This window comes from Verruconatronum alginivorum, from assembly GCF_056590205.1.
Genome location: NZ_JBWPVQ010000001.1, coordinates 1,950,268 through 1,968,881, shown reverse-complemented (window position 1 = coordinate 1,968,881; position 18,614 = coordinate 1,950,268). Strand labels below are relative to the sequence as shown.

The window sequence follows — 18,614 nt, the reverse complement described above, 5'->3', positions numbered from 1 at the left end:
GGTCGTGAAACAGACATTTTTGTCTGTCCCAACCACCGGCAGGAATGCCGCTGTCACCGTGAAACAGATATTCCTGTCTGTCCAACCGGCAGGAATGCCGGTGTCACGCTTCAACCCTCGACGCGGTCAAGCACTTCGACGCCGGGGAGCTTCTTCCCTTCCAGGAACTCCAGGCTGGCGCCGCCGCCGGTGCTGATGAAGCTGACCTTGTCGGAGTGACCGCTCTTGATCAGGGCCTTCACCGAATCGCCGCCTCCGATGATCGAGACGCAATCCTTGTTGGAGGCCACCGCTTCGGCGATCGCGAAGGTGCCTTTGCTGCAGGCTTCGATCTCGAAGATCCCCATCGGTCCGTTCCACAACACCGTCTTGGCTCCGGCGATTTCCTTGCGGAATCGTTCGGTGGTCGATGGGCCGATGTCGACCCCTTCCCAATCGTCGGGGATGTCCTGGCCTTCCTGGGTGACATCGGTGTTGCCGACTTTGCCGTTGGCGAAATCGAGCGAATCGACGATCAGATTATCGGCCGGCAACAGGAACTTCACTCCGCGGGCCTCGGCCTTTTTCAGCGCGGCGTTGGCGATGTCGATCTTGTCGGGCTCCGAAAGGCTCTTGCCGACCTTGCGGCCCTGAGCCAACTGGAAGGTGTAAGCCATCGCCCCGCCAATGAGGATGGCGTCGGCTTTTTCGAGGAGCTCGTTGATGACGTTGATTTTGTCGCTGACCTTGGCCCCGCCGAGGATCACCACGAAGGGACGGGCCGGATCGGCGGTTTGTTCGCCGAGGAACTTCAATTCCTTTTCCATCAGGAAACCGGCGACGCGGGTCTTGAAATGGGAGGCGACCCCGGCGGTGGAGGCGTGGGCGCGGTGGGCGGTGCCGAAGGCGTCGTTGACGTAAATCTCGCCGAGAGGAGCGAGGGCCTTCGACAGCTCGGAGTCGTTCTTCTCCTCGCCGGCGTGGAAACGGACGTTTTCCAACAGGGTCACGCTGCCGGGGGGCATTTGCGAAACCGCCTCTTCGACATCCTTCCCGAACGTCTGCTCCAGAAAGAGAACCGGTTTGCCGAGCAGGTCGGCCAAGGCTTTGCCGACCGGACGGAGCGAATATTTCGGGTTGGGCTCCCCCTTCGGCCGGCCGAGGTGGCTCATCAACACCACCCGGGCGTTGCGCTCGAGGAGATACTGGATGGTCGGCAGGGCGCCTTTGATCCGGCTGTCGTCGGAAACATTGCCGGCCGCGTCGAGCGGAACGTTGAAATCCACGCGCATCAAAATCCGTTTTTCGGATACGTCGATGTCCTTGATCGTTTTGATTCTTCCCATAATAGGTCTCAGGTTCGGTGTTCGCAAAAAATACCGGGTGTCGGGCGGGGTTGGACTGACGGGGCAAGCGGAAAAGAAAAGGCGTCTTCGGGTTCCGGCGCGAAGACCGGCCGGAACCCGAAGCGCCGCAAGTCGTAATTACAACAGTTTGATCACCTGACGGAGCAGGTCGACGCAGCGATTGCTGTAGCCCCACTCGTTGTCATACCAGGAGACGATCTTGAAGAAACGGCTGTTCAGACCGATGCCGGCGCCGGCATCAAAGATCGAGGAAGCCGGGCTGTGGACGAAATCCCCCGATACGACTTCGTCGTCGGTGTATTCGAGAATCCCCTTCAACGGGCCTTCGGCCGCTTCCTTCATCTTCTGGCAGATCTCCTCGTAGCTGGTCTCCTTGGAGAGACGCACAGTGAGGTCGACCACCGACACGGTGGCGGTCGGGATGCGGAAAGACATCCCCGTCAGCTTCCCCTTGACCTCCGGCAGAACCAATCCGACCGCCTTGGCGGCGCCGGTGGAGGAAGGGATGATGTTGACGGCTGCCGCCCGGCCACCCTTCCAGTCCTTCTTGGAAGGACCGTCGACCGTCTTCTGGGTCGCGGTGTAGGCGTGGACGGTGGTCATGAGACCTTCCTCAATGCCGAAGTTTTCGAGCAACACCTTGGTGACCGGAGCCAGACAGTTGGTGGTGCAGGAAGCGTTCGAGATGATGTTGTCGTCCTTGGTGAGGGAGTCGTTGTTGACCCCGACCACGACGGTCTTCACGTCACCCTTGGCGGGCGCGGAGATGATCACCTTTTTCGCCCCGGCTTCGAGGTGGCCCTTGGCCTTCTCGGAATCGGTGAAGAGGCCGGTGCACTCGAACACGATGTCGACCCCGTATTCCTTCCAGGGAAGAGCCTTCGGGCCTTCCTTCACGGAAAGGCAACGGATCTTGTGTCCGTTGACCACCAGGACATCGTCCTCGGCAACGGAAGACGACGACTTTTCGCTGGTCGCGGTGCCGTTGAAACGCCCTTGGGTCGAATCGTAGCGCACCAGGTACGCCAGGTTGTCGGCGCCGACGAGGTCGTTGATCGCGACCACCTCCACGTCTTTGCCCAGCAGGCCCTGCTCGACGATCGAGCGGAAAATTAAGCGGCCGATGCGACCGAATCCATTAATACCAACTTTAACAGCCATGGTTGTTCCTTCTTGCTTTATTTACACTTCCCCGAAAGTCCGAGCGGAACGCCGGCATGGCACTCCCCCCTTCCCTCCGAAGGGCACTCCCTACATCATCGTCAACCTAAGCGAAGAAGGCCGATCGACAACCCGGGAAACGAAAAGACCAATGAACCGGAGGGAAATACGCAAGAGGGAAAATTCCCACCGGAACGGTGAAAATGACAAAGCCCCCACGTGACACAGACATTCCTGTCTGTTCGCAAACGGGCAGGAAAGCCCGTTCTCCCTTCGTGGCACAGACATTCCTGTCTGTCCGCAAACGGGCAGGAATGCCCGTTCTCCTTTTTTCCACCCTCTGGATCAGGAATCCACCTCGGTCTCCCAGAGGCGGCAATCGAGGGGCCCCAACTCCACCGCCCCGGCGAATCGCCTCCGGCTGGCCGCGACCTGCTTCGCGGGCAGGAATCGCTCCGCGTCGGCCAAACACCGCCACGGATGGCGCGTCTCGTATTCCAAGGGGATTTGCACCGCATGATCGTGCGGATTGATCGCCAGCATCAACCGTCGGCGGCCGTGGGTGCCGTCGGCGTTGAAGACCGCCGCGAAGGCGTTCGTCCCTTCCGCGAAGGAGAACTCCATATACGTTTCCGGAGGCCGCTTCCAAAGGCGCAACAACCGCCCTTTCTCCGACAGCCGGAACCGGATCCAAGCCGCGAAATAGGCGTGGGTACCCGCGAAATGCTCCATCCGCTCGTAGTCGAGCGCGTTCAAATCGCCCCGCTGGTAGGTGTTGTTCACCCCATGTTTCGACCGCAGAAAATCCTGCCCGGCGGAGATCATCGGGATCCCGATCGAACTCATCAGAAAAGCGATCATCAGTTGGGTCCGGCGGCAGTCGTTCGATGTCGGGAAAAAGCCGTTGTGATTCTCGTTTTCCGTGATGTTGTCGATCCAACTCCGGTCATCGTGCGATTCGACGTAGTTGACCGTCTGGGCCGGCCAGGTGGCGAGAGAATCGGGCGATCCGGACAGGAAAAAGCGAATCGCCTCCTGATTCCCGTGGCCGCGGACGAATTTCCGCATGAAATCCCGGTAGGCGTCGTTCCACGAAGTGAACCCGGTCTCCCGCATCTGGTGCCCGATGTGCCCCCGGAAACTCCACGGTTCCGCGATCAAAACAACGTCCGGCTTTACCTCCTTCAGCCGCCGCTCGATCTCGCGGAGCGCCTCCACTCCGAGCAACTCCGCCAAATCGAACCGGAATCCGTCGACCCCGTAAAACTCAACCAAATGGACCAAACTATCGACGATCAACCGCAGGGCCATCGCCGCCGTCGGACGCAGGTCGTTGCCGCATCCGCTCCAATTCAACAGCCGTCCCTCGGTGTCGATCTCGAAGTAATACTCCTTGTCAATCAACAACAAGTGGTTCGGGATGCCGACGTGATTGTAGACCACGTCGAGGATCACCGCCATCCCTTCCTGATGGAACGCATGGACCAAATCTTGAAACTCCTTAACTTGGGAAGCCTTCTCCGGTTGCAGCGCATAACTGCTCTCCGGGGCGAAATAATTCACCGGCATATACCCCCAATGGTATTCCTCCCGCGTCTCGTTGTCGAACTCCTGGACCGGTTGCAACTCGACCGCGTTGACCCCGAGTTTCCGCAAATAAGAGGCTCTGTGACGAACCCACTTCCTCAGCCCGGTGAATCCCCGCCGTTCCTCGTCGTCGAGCGGGATCGGCGCCCGAGCCACGGCGTCCCGCACATGGACCTCGGCGATCACCAGATCCTGCCATTGAGGGGTCTGGAAACGCGAGACCGGCCGCCGGGGCAAACGGGCTCGGTCAAGAATGATCCCGGGCCCTTCCCTCGCCACCAGGGCGAGAGCGTACGGGTCGACCACCGGAAACTCCGGATGGAACTGGAGCGACTGGTTGCACGCCCCATCGAGAAAATACCAGTAATACCAACGGTGCAGATTCTGCTCGATGCGCCCCTCCCAAACTCCGTCGGGACCGCGGGTCAGCTTCAACCGCCGCTCCATCCGTCCCACCCCCGGCTTCCGCGAAAAGCGGACCTCCACCTGCCGGGCCCGCGGAGCGAACAACCGGAACGTCGTCCGCTCCCCCTCGACGATCGCCCCGAGCGGCCGGTCGGACTTGATCCGGAAGACGAAATCGCCCGGGACCACCAAATGCCGTTCCCGCGCCCCAGCCCCCCAGGTGATAAAGGTTTCAACCGCCAGATCGATCGGTTTCAACGTGGTGAAGGCGAACCGGTGATGCCCGGTCCTCGCCGGATCCAGCTCCAAATTGGTGTTCCACAGCTCGTTACCGACCCGATTCGGGGCGTGGTCGGGAGGGGAGAGCCACCGGCTGCGCCCGGCCTTGAACTTGAACTGACTCCGACTCCCGGAGAAAACCGCATCCTCCCGGAACGAGACCGCCCGCACCTCCCGGCCGTCGATCACCGCCCGCCCGAGCCGCCACCGCTCCGGATCGGCCTCCGGTTGCCAATCGTTGAACTCCCCCGCGAGAAACACGTCATGCCCATGATCGTCGAGCCACGGATAATGCCCCGGATCGAGGACGAAGGTGATTTTCCCGTTGGCGAAAAAGTAGCCGCTCTCCAGGCCGAACAAATGGGGCGCCAGTTTACTGAAAGAAACGATTTCATTGCGCGGAACCAACTCCAGCGATGGCACACTTCCCTCATGCCAATCCCGGGTCAGCTCCACCACCCCGTCGTAAAACGAAGTCAGAGCCGCAAATGCGATACGCGGTTTATCAGTCATTGAATCTCGTAAGGCGGCACAGGCGAATTCTACCGGATTCGTTAACCGGGCCTGCTAACGCCTAAAAGCCGGAGAAATTACCGTCCCTGCCCTGAAAAGGCGATTGCAAAACAACGTCGCTTAGGGGAAAACCCTACCGACCATTTCAACGGGCCAAAATCGCCAAACGGTGTTTGACGGGAACGGCCCCCGCTTCCAATTGTCGAGAAACTGATCAACTATGCAACATAAGCAACTGCTGATAACGGGAGTCTCCCTTCTGTTTTGCACCCACTTCGCCTTTTCCTACGGAATTCGGGTGGACGATAAAGACGCCCTCGCCACCGCCAGGGGAAATGCGTTCGTGGCCACGGCCGACAACGCTTCAGCGGTCTACTACAACCCCGCCGGAATCACCCAAATCCAATCCCCGACGATCATGGCCGGTTCTTACGGACTGATCTTCGATGTCGATTACGAAAACCTCCAGGGCGACACCTTTTCCAACGATTCATCTTTCCAGCTGGCGCCGTTCCTCCATGCCGTCGTGCCATTCCGAAACAAAGCGTGGACCTTGGGATTCAGCGCCCACGCCCCCTTCGGACTCGAAAACAACTGGCCGGAAGGGACCACCTTCGACACCATCGCGACCCGATCCAGCTTCCGGTATTACCGCCTGAGCCCGGTCGTCGCGTGGGAGATCTCCCCGACATGGTCGGTCGCCGGCGGACTGCATTTCGACCGGGGCGAGGCCGACCTCCGAAGACTTCATCCACAACCCGGCGTCGGGGAAATCCGACTGGAAGGGAGCGACGACACCTTGGGTTACGTCCTCGCCCTCCATTGGCGACCTTCGCCGCGTCATACGTTTGGCGCCGTTTACCGTAGTCGAACCACCTTCGATTTGAGCGGCGACATGACGATCGGCGGCACCCGTATTCCCGCTGAAGCAGAGTTTCCGTTCCCGGAAATCGTGGTCGTCGGCTACGCCTTCCGGCCGAACCGGCAGTGGAATTTCGAATTCAACCTCGATTGGACGAATTGGGATGTTCTGGACAAAGTCACCATTGTGACCGCGGACGGCACCCAAACCGACATGCCGTTCGAGTGGAAATCTAGCTTGATTTACAAATTCGGAGCCACCCGTTACCTGCGGAACAACTACCGGCTGAGCGGCGGCTACATGTTCAGCGAAAACTCGGTTCCCTCGCAACATTTCAGCCCGTCGGTTCCGGATGCCGATCGCCATATCTTCAGCCTCGGCTTGGGCCGGAGCTACCGGACGCTCGACTGGGACATCGCCTATCAATTCGGCTATTCGCCGACCCGCGAAATCCGCGGCAGCGAACCTCCCCTCGGCTCTCCCCAAACCGCCGACGGCGACTACGATTCCCACGTCCACGGCATCTCCGCCACCATCGCCTTCCGGTTCTGATTTTCGAATCTATCAACACACCAAAATGCAATATCTCCCTGTCTACATAGCTCTCGCTCTCTACTTATCGCGGATATTTGAGTTCCTTCTCAAACGCCAGACAACCAAGGGCTCAATCAAGGAGCGATTGTCATTCACTTTCCTTTTCCTCGCAGGAACGGTCGTCACCTTCAGTGCGGTCATCGAATACGTCATGTTGGATCGATCGCCGTCATACTTGCTGACCGTGATCGGTACGGCCACTTTCCTTGGGGCAATGGCCTTTCGTCGCTGGGCGATCCGAACCTTGGGAACCTTTTGGAGCGTCCATGTGGAAATCCGCGAACAACACGAACTGATTACTTCCGGCCCCTTCAAACGAATCCGCCACCCGGTTTACACAGCCGCGATCCTGGAAGTTGTGGGAGCCGTCCTGATCCTGCAGGCGATAGGATCAGCCCTACTCATCCTAATAACGGTTCTTCCGGCCATTATTTACAGAATACGAATTGAGGAACAGGAACTGATTCAAAAATTCGGCGCTCCTTACCGGGATTACATGAGCCGCACAGGTTCGTTGTTCCCCAAACTACTCTAGCTCCATGGCCGATTATCGACGGCGCGCCGTAATCACCGGGGTCGGAATCATCGCCCCGAACGGTTTTGACAAGGTCACCTTCTGGGAGAGCTTGTGCGCGCCGAAAAGCGCGGCTACGTTTGTGGACCGATTCGACGCAAGCAAACTGCCGACCAAGGTCGGTTGCTTCGTCCGAGACTTCCGACCAGAAAACTACATGGATCCGAAGACGGCGAAGCGATTGGACCTCTCCTATTTGTACGCCGTGGCCGCAGCACAGTTGGCGGTATGGGATTCCGGCATCGATCTCTCAAAGCTCGACCCCGATCGCATCGGAGTAGTCGAAGGGACCTCCATAGGGGGTCTAAACAGCTCTCTTGCTTGTCACGATGCTTATAACACAAAAGGATACCGCAGCATTAGTCCCTTTACTTTGATCAACGCCTATACCGGAGGCGCCAGCTCCGAAATCGCGTTGGCACTGGGGGTTTCAGGACATGCGACCACCATATGCACGGCCTGTTCTTCTGGAACGGATGCAATAGGATACTCATTAACGCCAATCCTGGAAGACGACACGGATGTAATGATAGCAGGAGCCACCGAAGCTCCAATGATACCCGGATACTGGGGTATATTCTGCGCGGCAAAATCGATGAGTCGGGAAACCCAGGATCCGGCTAAAGCAATGAGACCTTTCAATCGAGACCGAGATGGATTTATTCTCGGGGAAGGAGCGGCTTTTATCGTCATTGAGGAACTGTCTTACGCCTTGAGCCGAGGCGCTCCTATTTATGCGGAAATTCTCGGTTACGGGCGAAGTTGTGATTCATATCACTCAGTGGCGCAGCATCCCGAGGGTCGGGGCGCATATCGATCATTGGAAAAAGCCATGCGAAAAGCCCGACTTCATCCCAGCGAAGTCGATTATATCAATGTCCACGGCTCCGCGACTCCCAGCAACGACGTCATCGAAACCAAGGCGATCAAGCACGTGTTCAAAGATTACGCGCGAAAACTTCAAATAAGCGCCACCAAACCCGTGACCGGTCATTTGGCGGGGGCGTCCGGAGGGCTGGAATCGGTGATCTGCGCGTTGGCGATCAAGAATAAGACAATACCACCCACCATGAATCTGGTGGATCCCGATCCGGAATGCGATTTAGATTACGTCCCCGGAGAAGCCCGACCTTTTCCCGTCAAAGTCGCCATCAATATGAACGCCGGATTTGGCGGAAAGAACGCCTGCCTCATTCTCAGATGTTTTGAGTGACGATGAGCTTCTTTGCGATAGCACCGCTTCTCGCAACCGTTGTCAGTCTTGTGCTTGGGATTTTCGTTTTCACCCGAAACCCGAAAGCCATCCTGAACCAGATTTTCAGCCTGTTCGCACTAAGTCTGGTGATATGGAACTTCGGCATCTTCTTGATGTTTTCCACGGAAGACTCGCATACAGCCCTCATCATCTCCCGATCGCTCCACTTCGGAGTAATCTTCTCACCATACCTTTTTATTCATGTGGCTTTCCTCGTCCTGAAGGTCCAAATCAAAAAATCGTTCCTCATAGCCTATAGCATTCCCGTTGCACTCTGTATAACGAATTTTTCCGATCTGTTCATCAAAGACGTGATTCATGTTGGGTACTCTTGGTATGGCATTGGCGGGCCGGCTTTCCACGTGTTCATGTCGGCTTATTTTGTAATAATCGTTATATTCTCAATCATTGTCTATAAGAAGAAAAAAAGCGCGTCCTCATTTGATCGAAAAAAGATAAACTATCTCCTTTGCGCGAAATACAATCTGCTTGCTTTCGGCCTCCACGATTCACTACCGGTATTTGGTGTCTATGAGTATCCTGTTTTTGGTGGGACGGTCTATCCCCTCTTTACAATCGGCTCAACCATATACGGGCTTCTTGTAGGTTACAGCGTATTGCAGCATCAGATTCTTAACATTCATACCAGCCTTGGCCGAATTGCGGCGACGCTTGTCAGAATCCTTTTATTGCTGTTATTTTACTTCCTATCCATCTTGTTGATCGCCGTGGCCTACCCTGATGAGTTTACCTATTTTGGACTGTTTAGCTCATTATTCGCTTTTATTATCACAATTCTTATTGGCTCAATTTTTTTTCCAAAATTAATTGGCATGGGAGAAGAGTTTCTGGAGAAGAGAATCCTTGGGGATCACTTCGAATATCAGGATCGTGCAAAACACTTCATCAATCAGATTCCACTTTACCCCAGCGAAAAAGAATTGATCGCCGACCTTCGCCCAATGCTGCTCGATGGCTTTGGGATCAGCCGGTTTGCACTTTACACCTTTGACGCGATCACGGATTCCTATTCCATTCTGGAAGCTTATCCTCTCATCGAGAGGGAAGACCCTGCCTTTTCGATTCCCAAGAGCAGTTACATTGCCAAACACTTTCTGTCAGATTCAAAGAATTTTTTAACTGTTGCGAACAGTAGAGACCTGCTCAACCTGGAAAACCTTAGCGACATTCAACGCCGCGATTTCTCAGACCTCCCCCTTAAGTTATGCTTCCCACTGAGAAGCGGCATCGATCTGGTCGGATTCTTAATGCTCGGGGAAAAAACTTCCGGGAGACCAACAACTTCACTGGACGTTGAACTATGGTCTCAAATGGCATCGAACATGGGATTGTTCATTGTTCAAACGAGCCTGAAGAGACGCGTTGCTGAAGCACAGGAAATGGAACTACTCGGAAATATTTCTCGTGGATTGGTTCATGACCTAAACAATCTAATCACCCCTATTTCCACTTACTGCCAATTGTCAAAAGACTCGCTCACAGACAACGATTCACTGAAAAGCTTTGCGACGATTGCCCAGAAGAACCTTAACGCAATGAGGTCATACATTAACGAAGGACTGTTTTTTTCAACGAATCAAAGACTACAGGCAAGTAGAGTTCGTATCCCAAAGCTTCTCAACGACATCCGCACTCTCCACGGCGCGACGTTAGCCGCGAGAAACATTGACCTCAACATCGCCGGGGGCGAGAATCTTGAAATGACTGTCGATGATGTTCTAATGCAGAGGCTGCTGTCGAATTTGATTCATAATGCGGTCGACGCATCCAACGATTATTCCAGAATCGACATTTCGGTGAACGAACTCAATCGACCTTTTCAAAGATTAAAATGGGTCCGATTTGCGGTTAGCGACCAAGGTACCGGGATCCCGCCAGAAGAAATCGAGAGAGTTTTTACGCCTTATTTCACGACCAAAGACACCGGCGACACGAAGCGCGGATCTGGCCTGGGCCTCTCGATCTGCCGCCGGATCGTCGAACTTCATTATGGTTCAATCTCGATTCATAGCAAACCAGGGGAGGGAACCCGCGTAGAAATCGACCTACCAAGTAACCCTGCGCATGTCCGATCCGGCAACATGCAGGAGAGCACTCCGTCATGATTCAGATTCTTATTCTATCGGAAGATCCATGCATCGTTGGTTCTTTAAGGGAGGTTCTCTCCGGCCCCGCTCTTTACGAATTTCATCGCTTTGCAAAGATTGAGGACGCTTCCCGGATGCTCTCACGAGGCTTCTTCGACATCTGCGTGATGGACTCCGATTTGACGAACATCACCCCTATCCGTGAGGTCGAGCGAATTCGCTCGATTGACGCACAAATCTTGTTGGTCACCCTTTCCGGTGAGACCTCTCGGGAGTGGGCGGAAGAGGCGGCCCTAAAGGGGGTCGACTTCATTTTCGAAAAGCCGTTACGGGGAATCCTTTTTAGAAACTTTGTCGCAAGATTCTTGCAGACCCGCGCCCGTGACCTCCCGAAACCAACTCCACTCCCGCCCCCCGCTCCTCTCCCTCCCCCGACGCCGCTTCCGGCTTTGGAGATTCTCCGCGACTTCTCCCGGATCCTCTCCTTCTCCCTCAACCTGAAAACCTTCGCCTACCAGTTCGCCCTCAAATTACGGGAGATCATCAGCGTCAACCGCATCGCCATCTTCCTCGAACAACCACCCGCGATTCCCTTCTCCCCCCCGGCCAATGAACAAGCCCGCCGCCTCCGCTGCCTCTGCTCGGTCGGCATCGACCCCCAACTTTTCGACTACCTGACGCTCTCGACCGACTCCGGCATCGGACAGGCGGTCCTGAAATCCGGCCGGATCCTGCGTTCCGACGGCCCGTCATTCGACGGCCTGTTCCCGCCGGATGCCGAAATCCAACGGGAGTTCGACCTCATCGGAGGACAAATCGCCATCCCCATCCTCGATCGCGAACGGGCCATCGGCGTAGCCGTCCTGGGAGACCGACTCACCGGCCAACGCTTCCTCAACGAGGAACTCCAGTTGCTCTTCCACCTGATGGAAGAACTTGGAATCGCGATCAAAAACAACCTGCTGCACGAACAACTCCTTTCCAGCCACAAACTGGTCTCAGGCATCTTTTGCCAAATGAGCCACGGCTGCCTGGTGGTCGACCGCGACCTTAATGTCCTGCACGCCAACAAGACCCTCGCCGAATGCCTCGGACTCCCTCACCCGGTCCAATTCGCCAACCTCCCCCGAAAACTGGCCGGCCTTCTCTACGAATCGGCCCACCACGGCAAGGATCACGATCCTTTCACCCATCAAGAGTCCTCCCGCCCCGGTCGGTGCTTCAGAGTCTCGATCAAACCATTCAACGGAGATGACAACAACGCCGGCGCCATGCTGGTGATCGAAGACACAACCATTCTCGAAGCCGCCCGCAAAGCCGAACTCGAAGCCTCCAACCTCCGCCTCGTGGCCTTGATCGCCGAGAAATTCGCCCACGAGATCCGCAATTCCCTGCTCCCGATCAACACTTGCCGCCAACTCCTCCCCGAACGCCACGAGGACCGCGACTTCATCGCGAACCTCGAAGAAACCCTCGCCCAGGAAACACGCCGGATCGCCCGCCTCACCGACCAATTACTATACCTCTCCCGACAAGACGTCCCACGCTCGAATCGAGTCTCCGTCGCCACCTTGATCGACGACGCCTTCGAAAAAGTCAAAGCCCTGGCGCCCAAAGAGGCTCAACTCAAACAGAAAAGCGGCCTCTCCGGGCTCCAGGTCCAGTGCGACCAACCAAGCCTCACCCACGCCTTCGTCGAACTTCTCCTCAACGGATTCCAAGCCGACCCGCAAAATCCCGTAGTGACCGTCTCCCCTCACTTCACCCCCGGCAACAACGGGACCGGCACCCTTGTCCTCGAATTCTCCGACCAAGGTCCCGGAATGACCCGAGAGTTGGCCGCCCAGGCCGTCCAACCTTTCTTCACCACCCGCAATGTCGGAGTCGGTCTAGGCCTGAGCGTCACCCGCAAAATCATCGCCGACCACGAGGGTGTCCTCGAAGTGAAAGAAGCTAAACAGGGCAACATCGCGATCTCCCTCCCGGTCTTCGCCAATTCCTTCACCCCCTCCTGACCCCGAGCCCCCGCCCCAGCCTTTTTACATTCCTTTGCCCGGATTTTCGCAAATTTTTCAAACGCCGAGGGCTTGCAATACACCGCAAAATCAGTGTCTGATGGGGCATTATCGCAATCGTAAACGCCTTCGGTTTCAACCATTCTCTCCTTCCAGACGTTCGTGACGACCATCCCCCCCAGTTATTCCGATCCCCACCTTTCCCGGGCGGACCGAAAAGGCTGCGCGGCAACACACCCACGCGTCCCCGCCTCCAACCCACCGCACCGGCCCTCACCCGGCCCCGGCGATTGCCGGTTTCGATGACGACGCCCGACGAGCGCGCTCATCCCCTACCCCAATCCAACCATTTCCCCATGCCTTCCGACCCGACATCGCCGGCCTCCGAACAGCGCCCCCCCGTTCCGGCCAATTTTGAGATTATCCGCGACTTTTCCCGGATCCTCAGCCACTCGCTCGACCTCCCCAGCCTGGTCCGCCACTTCATCCTCCGGGTCCGCGAAAGTTTCGGCGTCAACCGCATCGCCCTCTTCCTCCAATCCCCCCGCTTCTCCTCGTCCCATCCCCCCCGGCCACCGGAATCCCGCCTCCACTGCGTCTGCTCGATCGGAATCCCCGCCGACGTCCAGACTTGCGTCGAACTCTCCGCCACCAGCGGGATCGGGCACTGGATCATCCAATCCGGACAAATCCTCCGCGCCGACCAAACCGGAGCCTTGCTTTCCCCCACCCTCCACTCCCGGGTCCAAAACGAATTCAACCTCCTCGGCTGCCAATTCGCCATTCCGATCAACGACCGGGAACGGACCATCGGCGTCGCCATGCTCGGCGGCCACCTGACCCGCGCCGCCTTCACCGATGAAGAACTCCAACTCATGTTCCACCTGCTGGAGGAACTCGGCATGTCGGTCCGCAACAACTGGCTCCACAGCGAACTGGCCGCCAATCACAAACTCTTTGGAGACGTCCTCGCCTCTATGACAAACGGCAGCCTCGTGGCCGGGCCCGACCTGGAGGTGCTCCACGTCAACCCCGCCATGCTCCGCTTCATCGGCGCCCCGCAACCGGAACCCGGCAAACCTCCCCTGACCTTCGGCGACCTCCCCGCCCCCCTCGCCGAACGGATTCATGAGGTCGTCGAAAAGGGCGAAGAGGTGCCTCCCTTCTCCTACCGCCCGACCGGACCGGAACCCAGGACATTCCGCGTCACCGTCATCCCTTTCCAAAACAAAACCCGCCGCCTCCCCCAATCCGCCATGGTCCTCATGGAGGACGTCAGCGAAATCGAACACGCCCGCCAACTCGCCGCCGAAGCCGAAAACACCAAACTGACCAGCCTCGTCGCCAAACGTTTCGCCCACGAAATCCGCAACTCCCTCGTCCCCCTCAACTCCCACCTCCAACTGATCGACGACCGCTACCACGAATCCTCCTTCCAGGACTCCCTCAAGCAAGCCCTCGCCTCCGAAACCGCCCGCATCGCCCGATTCACCGAACAAATTCTCTTCCTCGCCGAAACCCGCCCACCCCCTTCCGTCCTCACCGGCATCGAAAAATTGCTCCGCGAGGCCTTCGCCAAAGCCCAAACCGCCAGCCGGCTCACCGGCATTCTCACCGTCCAAAACCGCAGCAACATCTCCTCCCTCCGCTGCAACCCCGCCGCCCTCACCCAAGCCTTCCAGGAAATTTTCATCAACGGCCTCCAATCCCACTCCAAACCGCCGACCCTCACCGTCCAACTCGACCTCGTCATCCGCGACGACCGGAGCTTCCTCCGGATCGGATTCCTCGACGAAGGCCCCGGCTTCACCGAGGAAACTTCCCGCACCGCCTGCGAACCGTTCTTCACCTCTCGCACCAGCGGCATCGGCCTCGGATTGACGGTTGCCAGCCGCGCCGCCAACGAACACAATGGCTGGCTCCAAATTTCACCGCGATCCAAGGGCGACCATCCCGATGTCGCCATGTATTTCCCGGCACAGGAAACTCATGAACAACACCGTCTCTAAAGATCTCCCGACTATGAAAGCTCCCGCCAAACACCACTTGCTGGTCGTCGATGACGAAGAAGGTCCGCGCCAATCCATCCGGATGGTCTTCCGGAACGACTACAACATCCATCTCGCCCATAACGGAGACGAAGCCCTCGAAATTGCCAAACGAATTCCAATCGACGTCGCCGTCCTCGACATCCGCATGTCCGGCATGTCCGGCATCGCCGTCCTCCGCGCCCTCAAAGAGGTCGATTCCAGCACCGAGGTCATCATGCTCACCGCCTACGAAACCCTCGAAACCGCCCGCCAAGCCCTCCGCCTCGGCGCCCGCGACTACATCGGCAAACCATTCGACGTCGAATCCCTCCGCCGGTCCGTCTCCGACGCCCTCGTCCACCGCCGCGTCTCCCTCAAAATCGCCAACGCCGAACGCGAACTCCACCGGATCTCCTCCGAACTCGCCGAAACCATGACCCGCGCCGACATGGCCGCCACCATCAACGAGGTCTACGCCGGCGTCCTCCACGACATCAATAACCCCCTCACCATCATCAATTGCTTCCTCGACCTGATGATGGACCGCGTCGCCAACTCCCGCGCCATCGAGGAAGATCAACTCGACGAAATGCGGCAACAACTCGCCACCATTTCCCGGCAAATCAAAATCTGCTCCGAGATCTCCAGCCGCCATCTCGATTTCCTCCAACGCCCCTCCCATTCCTCCTCCTGCTCCGTCAATCTCATCCTCAACGACCTGAGAAGCCTCATCAAAGTCCACCCCGTCATCCGCGGCAACGCCATCGAGGTCCAACTGCTCGAACCCGACACCCGCGTCCGCCTCAGCGAAGCCGAACTCACCCAAATGCTCCTGAACCTGATGATCAACGCCCTCCAGGGCAGCAACGGCGACATCCAAGGCATTTCGGTCGAAGCCCGCCAAATCGAGACCCCCCTGGACATACCCGCCTTAAAATCCGGCGAAGGCACCGTTGTCCTCCACGCCGATGTCTTCGAAAACAAACCGCCCTTCGTCTCGGTCACCGTCCGCGACCAGGCCGGCGGAATCCCCTCCGACATCATCCAGGAAATTTTCGAACCCTACTTCACCACCAAGCCCCGCGACAAGGGAACCGGCCTCGGCCTCTCCATGGTCTCCCGCCTCCTCCGCAACCGCCAGGGAGCCCTCCACCTCAAAACCAAACTCGGAACCGGCTCCGCCTTCACCATTTTCCTCCCGATCGCCGAGTGAATTTTGGATTGCGGATTGCGGATTTCGGATTTCCAGAGCACGAGAGCTTCGAACTAAGAACTAAGAACTACGGACCTCGAACCTCGAACCTTGAACCTTGAACCTTGAACGTTTCTCCCTCCCATCGTCTATCGTCTATGCGCGCGAAGCGCGCTTGCCTCCCGCCCCCGTTTCCCTATTCTTATCTCCTTTAACTCATAACCGGGGAGCCTCCCGCGCGAGGCTGAGATGCGGATCCGACCGTTCCGCGAACCCTTCGAACCTGATGCGGGTCATGCCGCCGTAGGAAAATGATCTCCCCCCGGGGCCCGATCGTCGACTGAAAGCGCAGGGATCCTTTTTCACAAAAGAAACAACTGCCAATGTCATCGTCCGATCACACCACCGCCGCCACGGCACCCTACGCGCCGCTGCCCAACTCCCGTCGCATCTACGTCACCGGCTCCCGCCCCGACCTCCGGGTGCCGATGCGCGAAATCTCCCTCGCCCCCACCAAAAACTTCATCACCGGCGACCTCGAACAAAACGACCCGGTCCGCGTCTACGACACCGCCGGCCCTTGGGGCGAACCCGAGTTCGACGGCGACGTCACCCGCGGACTCCCCGCCCTCCGCAAAGACTGGATCCTCGAACGTGCCGACGTCGAAGAATACGACGGCCGCGAAACCCTCCCCACCGACGACGGTTACCTCTCCGCCACCCACGCCGAACAGGCCGCCGGCAAGGGTCGCCTCAAACGCTTCCCCGGACTCCAACGCAAACCCCTCCGCGCCAAACCGGGCAAAATCGTCACCCAGCTCCAATACGCCCGCGCCGGCGTCGTCACCCCCGAAATGGAGTTCATCGCCATCCGCGAAAACACCAAGCTCCAGGCCGCCCGCGAGGTCGAAATGAGCGCCTCCGCCCCCTCCAACAGCCTCCTCAAACAACACCCCGGACAATCCTTCGGCGCCGCCATCCCCAAGGAAATCACCCCCGAATTCGTCCGATCCGAGGTCGCCCGCGGCCGGGCCATCATCCCCTCCAACATCAACCACCCCGAACTGGAGCCGATGATCATCGGACGAAACTTCCTCGTCAAAATCAACGCCAACATCGGCAACTCCGCCGTCACCTCCTCCATCGAGGAAGAGGTCGAGAAAATGCGCTGGGCCATCCGCTGGGGAGCCGACACCGTCATGGATCTCTCCACCGGGAAAAACATCCACCAGACCCGGGAATGGATCCTCCGCAATTCCCCCGTCCCGATCGGAACCGTCCCGATCTACCAGGCCCTCGAAAAGGTCAACGGCAAAGCCGAGGAGCTCACCTGGGACATCTACCGCGACACCCTCATCGAACAATGCGAACAAGGGGTCGACTATTTCACCATCCACGCCGGCGTCCTCCTCCGCTACATCCCCCTCACCGCCCGGCGCATGACCGGCATCGTCTCCCGCGGCGGCTCCATCCTCGCCAAATGGTGCCTCGCCCACCACAAGGAAAACTTCCTCTACACCCACTGGGACGAAATCTGCGAGATCATGGCCGCCTACGACGTATCCTTCTCGATCGGCGACGGCCTCCGCCCCGGCTCCATCGCCGACGCCAACGACGAAGCCCAATTCGGCGAACTCAAAACCCAGGGCGAACTCACCACCCGCGCCTGGGAACACGGCGTCCAGGTGATGAACGAAGGCCCCGGCCACGTGCCGATGCACATGATCCAGGAAAACATGGAGAAGCAAATCGAGTGGTGCCACGAAGCCCCCTTCTACACCCTCGGACCACTCACCACCGACATCGCCCCCGGCTACGACCACATCACCTCCGGCATCGGCGCCGCGATGATCGGCTGGTACGGCTGTGCCATGCTCTGTTACGTCACTCCCAAGGAACACCTCGGCCTCCCCAACAAAAAAGACGTCAAAGACGGAGTCATCACCTACAAGATCGCCGCCCACGCCGCCGACCTCGCCAAAGGGCACCCCGCCGCCCAATACCGCGACAACGCCCTCAGTAAAGCCCGTTTCGAATTCCGCTGGGAAGACCAATTCAACCTCTCCCTCGACCCGGAAACGGCCCGCGAATTCCACGACGAGACTCTCCCGCAGGAAGGCTCCAAGACCGCCCATTTCTGTTCGATGTGCGGCCCCAACTTCTGTTCGATGAAAATCACCGAAGACGTCCGCCGCTACGCCGCCGAAAAAGGCCTCACGGATGAAGAAGCCCTTGCAGAAGGGATGAAAACCAAGTCCGAAGAATTCCGAGAAAAAGGCGCCGAAATCTACACGACCTGAAGCAAACCGGCTGCCGTTGGAGTGCCGCATTCATGCGCCCCCCTCTCTCAAGAGCGGATCTACCATAATGTTCCCCTCGTATGAAACCTCACTGTTCATGCGAGTTACAGGGCGATCCGGTTTTCGCGCGAAGCGCTTTGGAGTGCGGTGCGTCCTCGCACCGCTTTCGAACAATCCGCAACAACCGCACGCCCGGCAATCATTCGACTGGCCGGAGCTCTTCCGCACGCTCGAAAGCTCCGCGGGGACGCGGAGCACTCCAAAGAGGCTCCGCCTCATAACCAAGTTTCATTCTATATTGTTCCCCAGGGCGCAGCCCGGATGCCGAGGGGACCGCTCGCCAGAGCGGGCGGGAGATGCGATCAGGCTCATGCCACAGCAGAACCCCTCCTT

At 58.0% G+C, this 18,614-nt stretch carries 11 protein-coding genes and 1 riboswitch; of the genes, 8 read left to right on the top strand and 3 right to left on the bottom strand.

The annotated features are described in order from the left end of the window. Window positions 1-110: 110 nt before the first annotated feature. The 3 genes from ACWUI2_RS06865 to ACWUI2_RS06855 all read right to left on the bottom strand — a co-directional run bounded on the left by ACWUI2_RS06865 (window position 111) and on the right by ACWUI2_RS06855 (window position 5,291). A complete protein-coding gene (locus ACWUI2_RS06865) occupies window positions 111-1,325 on the bottom strand; it encodes a phosphoglycerate kinase (RefSeq protein WP_486982113.1) in 1,215 nt (404 codons plus the stop codon). Window positions 1,326-1,463: 138 nt separating this feature from the next. Next, a complete protein-coding gene (gene gap, locus ACWUI2_RS06860; RefSeq protein WP_486982112.1) occupies window positions 1,464-2,507 on the bottom strand; it encodes a type I glyceraldehyde-3-phosphate dehydrogenase in 1,044 nt (347 codons plus the stop codon). Between the two features lie 345 nt (window positions 2,508-2,852). Further along, the gene (locus tag ACWUI2_RS06855) at window positions 2,853-5,291 is read right to left on the bottom strand and encodes an alpha-amylase family glycosyl hydrolase (RefSeq protein ID WP_486982111.1); all 2,439 of its coding nucleotides are present in this window, start codon (window positions 5,289-5,291) and stop codon (window positions 2,853-2,855) included. A gap of 220 nt (window positions 5,292-5,511) precedes the next feature. Between ACWUI2_RS06855 and ACWUI2_RS06850 the strand changes: the two genes are divergently transcribed. From ACWUI2_RS06850 to thiC, 8 genes are all read left to right on the top strand, one after another. Next, a complete protein-coding gene (locus tag ACWUI2_RS06850; protein WP_486982110.1) occupies window positions 5,512-6,705 on the top strand; it encodes an OmpP1/FadL family transporter in 1,194 nt (397 codons plus the stop codon). Between the two features lie 127 nt (window positions 6,706-6,832). After that, on the top strand, window positions 6,833-7,282 hold the full coding sequence (locus ACWUI2_RS06845; RefSeq protein WP_486982109.1) for a methyltransferase family protein: 450 nt from the start codon (window positions 6,833-6,835) through the stop codon (window positions 7,280-7,282). A 4-nt stretch (window positions 7,283-7,286) separates the two neighbouring features. Further along, on the top strand, window positions 7,287-8,534 hold the full coding sequence (locus ACWUI2_RS06840) for a beta-ketoacyl-[acyl-carrier-protein] synthase family protein (protein WP_486982108.1): 1,248 nt from the start codon (window positions 7,287-7,289) through the stop codon (window positions 8,532-8,534). Window positions 8,535-8,536: 2 nt separating this feature from the next. After that, window positions 8,537-10,702 (top strand): ATP-binding protein, encoded by a 2,166-nt coding sequence (locus ACWUI2_RS06835; protein WP_486982107.1) that lies wholly within the window; start codon window positions 8,537-8,539, stop codon window positions 10,700-10,702. A 116-nt stretch (window positions 10,703-10,818) separates the two neighbouring features. Further along, entirely contained in the window at window positions 10,819-12,699 is a 1,881-nt protein-coding gene (locus ACWUI2_RS06830; RefSeq protein ID WP_486982106.1) for an ATP-binding protein, read from the top strand. A gap of 356 nt (window positions 12,700-13,055) precedes the next feature. Then, a complete protein-coding gene (locus tag ACWUI2_RS06825) occupies window positions 13,056-14,708 on the top strand; it encodes an ATP-binding protein (protein ID WP_486982105.1) in 1,653 nt (550 codons plus the stop codon). Window positions 14,709-14,721: 13 nt separating this feature from the next. Beyond that, complete coding sequence (locus ACWUI2_RS06820; protein WP_486982104.1) at window positions 14,722-15,942, top strand: sensor histidine kinase; 1,221 nt, start codon at window positions 14,722-14,724, stop codon at window positions 15,940-15,942. A gap of 192 nt (window positions 15,943-16,134) precedes the next feature. After that, a riboswitch (TPP riboswitch) is annotated at window positions 16,135-16,249 on the top strand. Between the two features lie 55 nt (window positions 16,250-16,304). Then, entirely contained in the window at window positions 16,305-18,221 is a 1,917-nt protein-coding gene (gene thiC / locus ACWUI2_RS06815; protein ID WP_486982103.1) for a phosphomethylpyrimidine synthase ThiC, read from the top strand. Window positions 18,222-18,614: the final 393 nt, after the last annotated feature.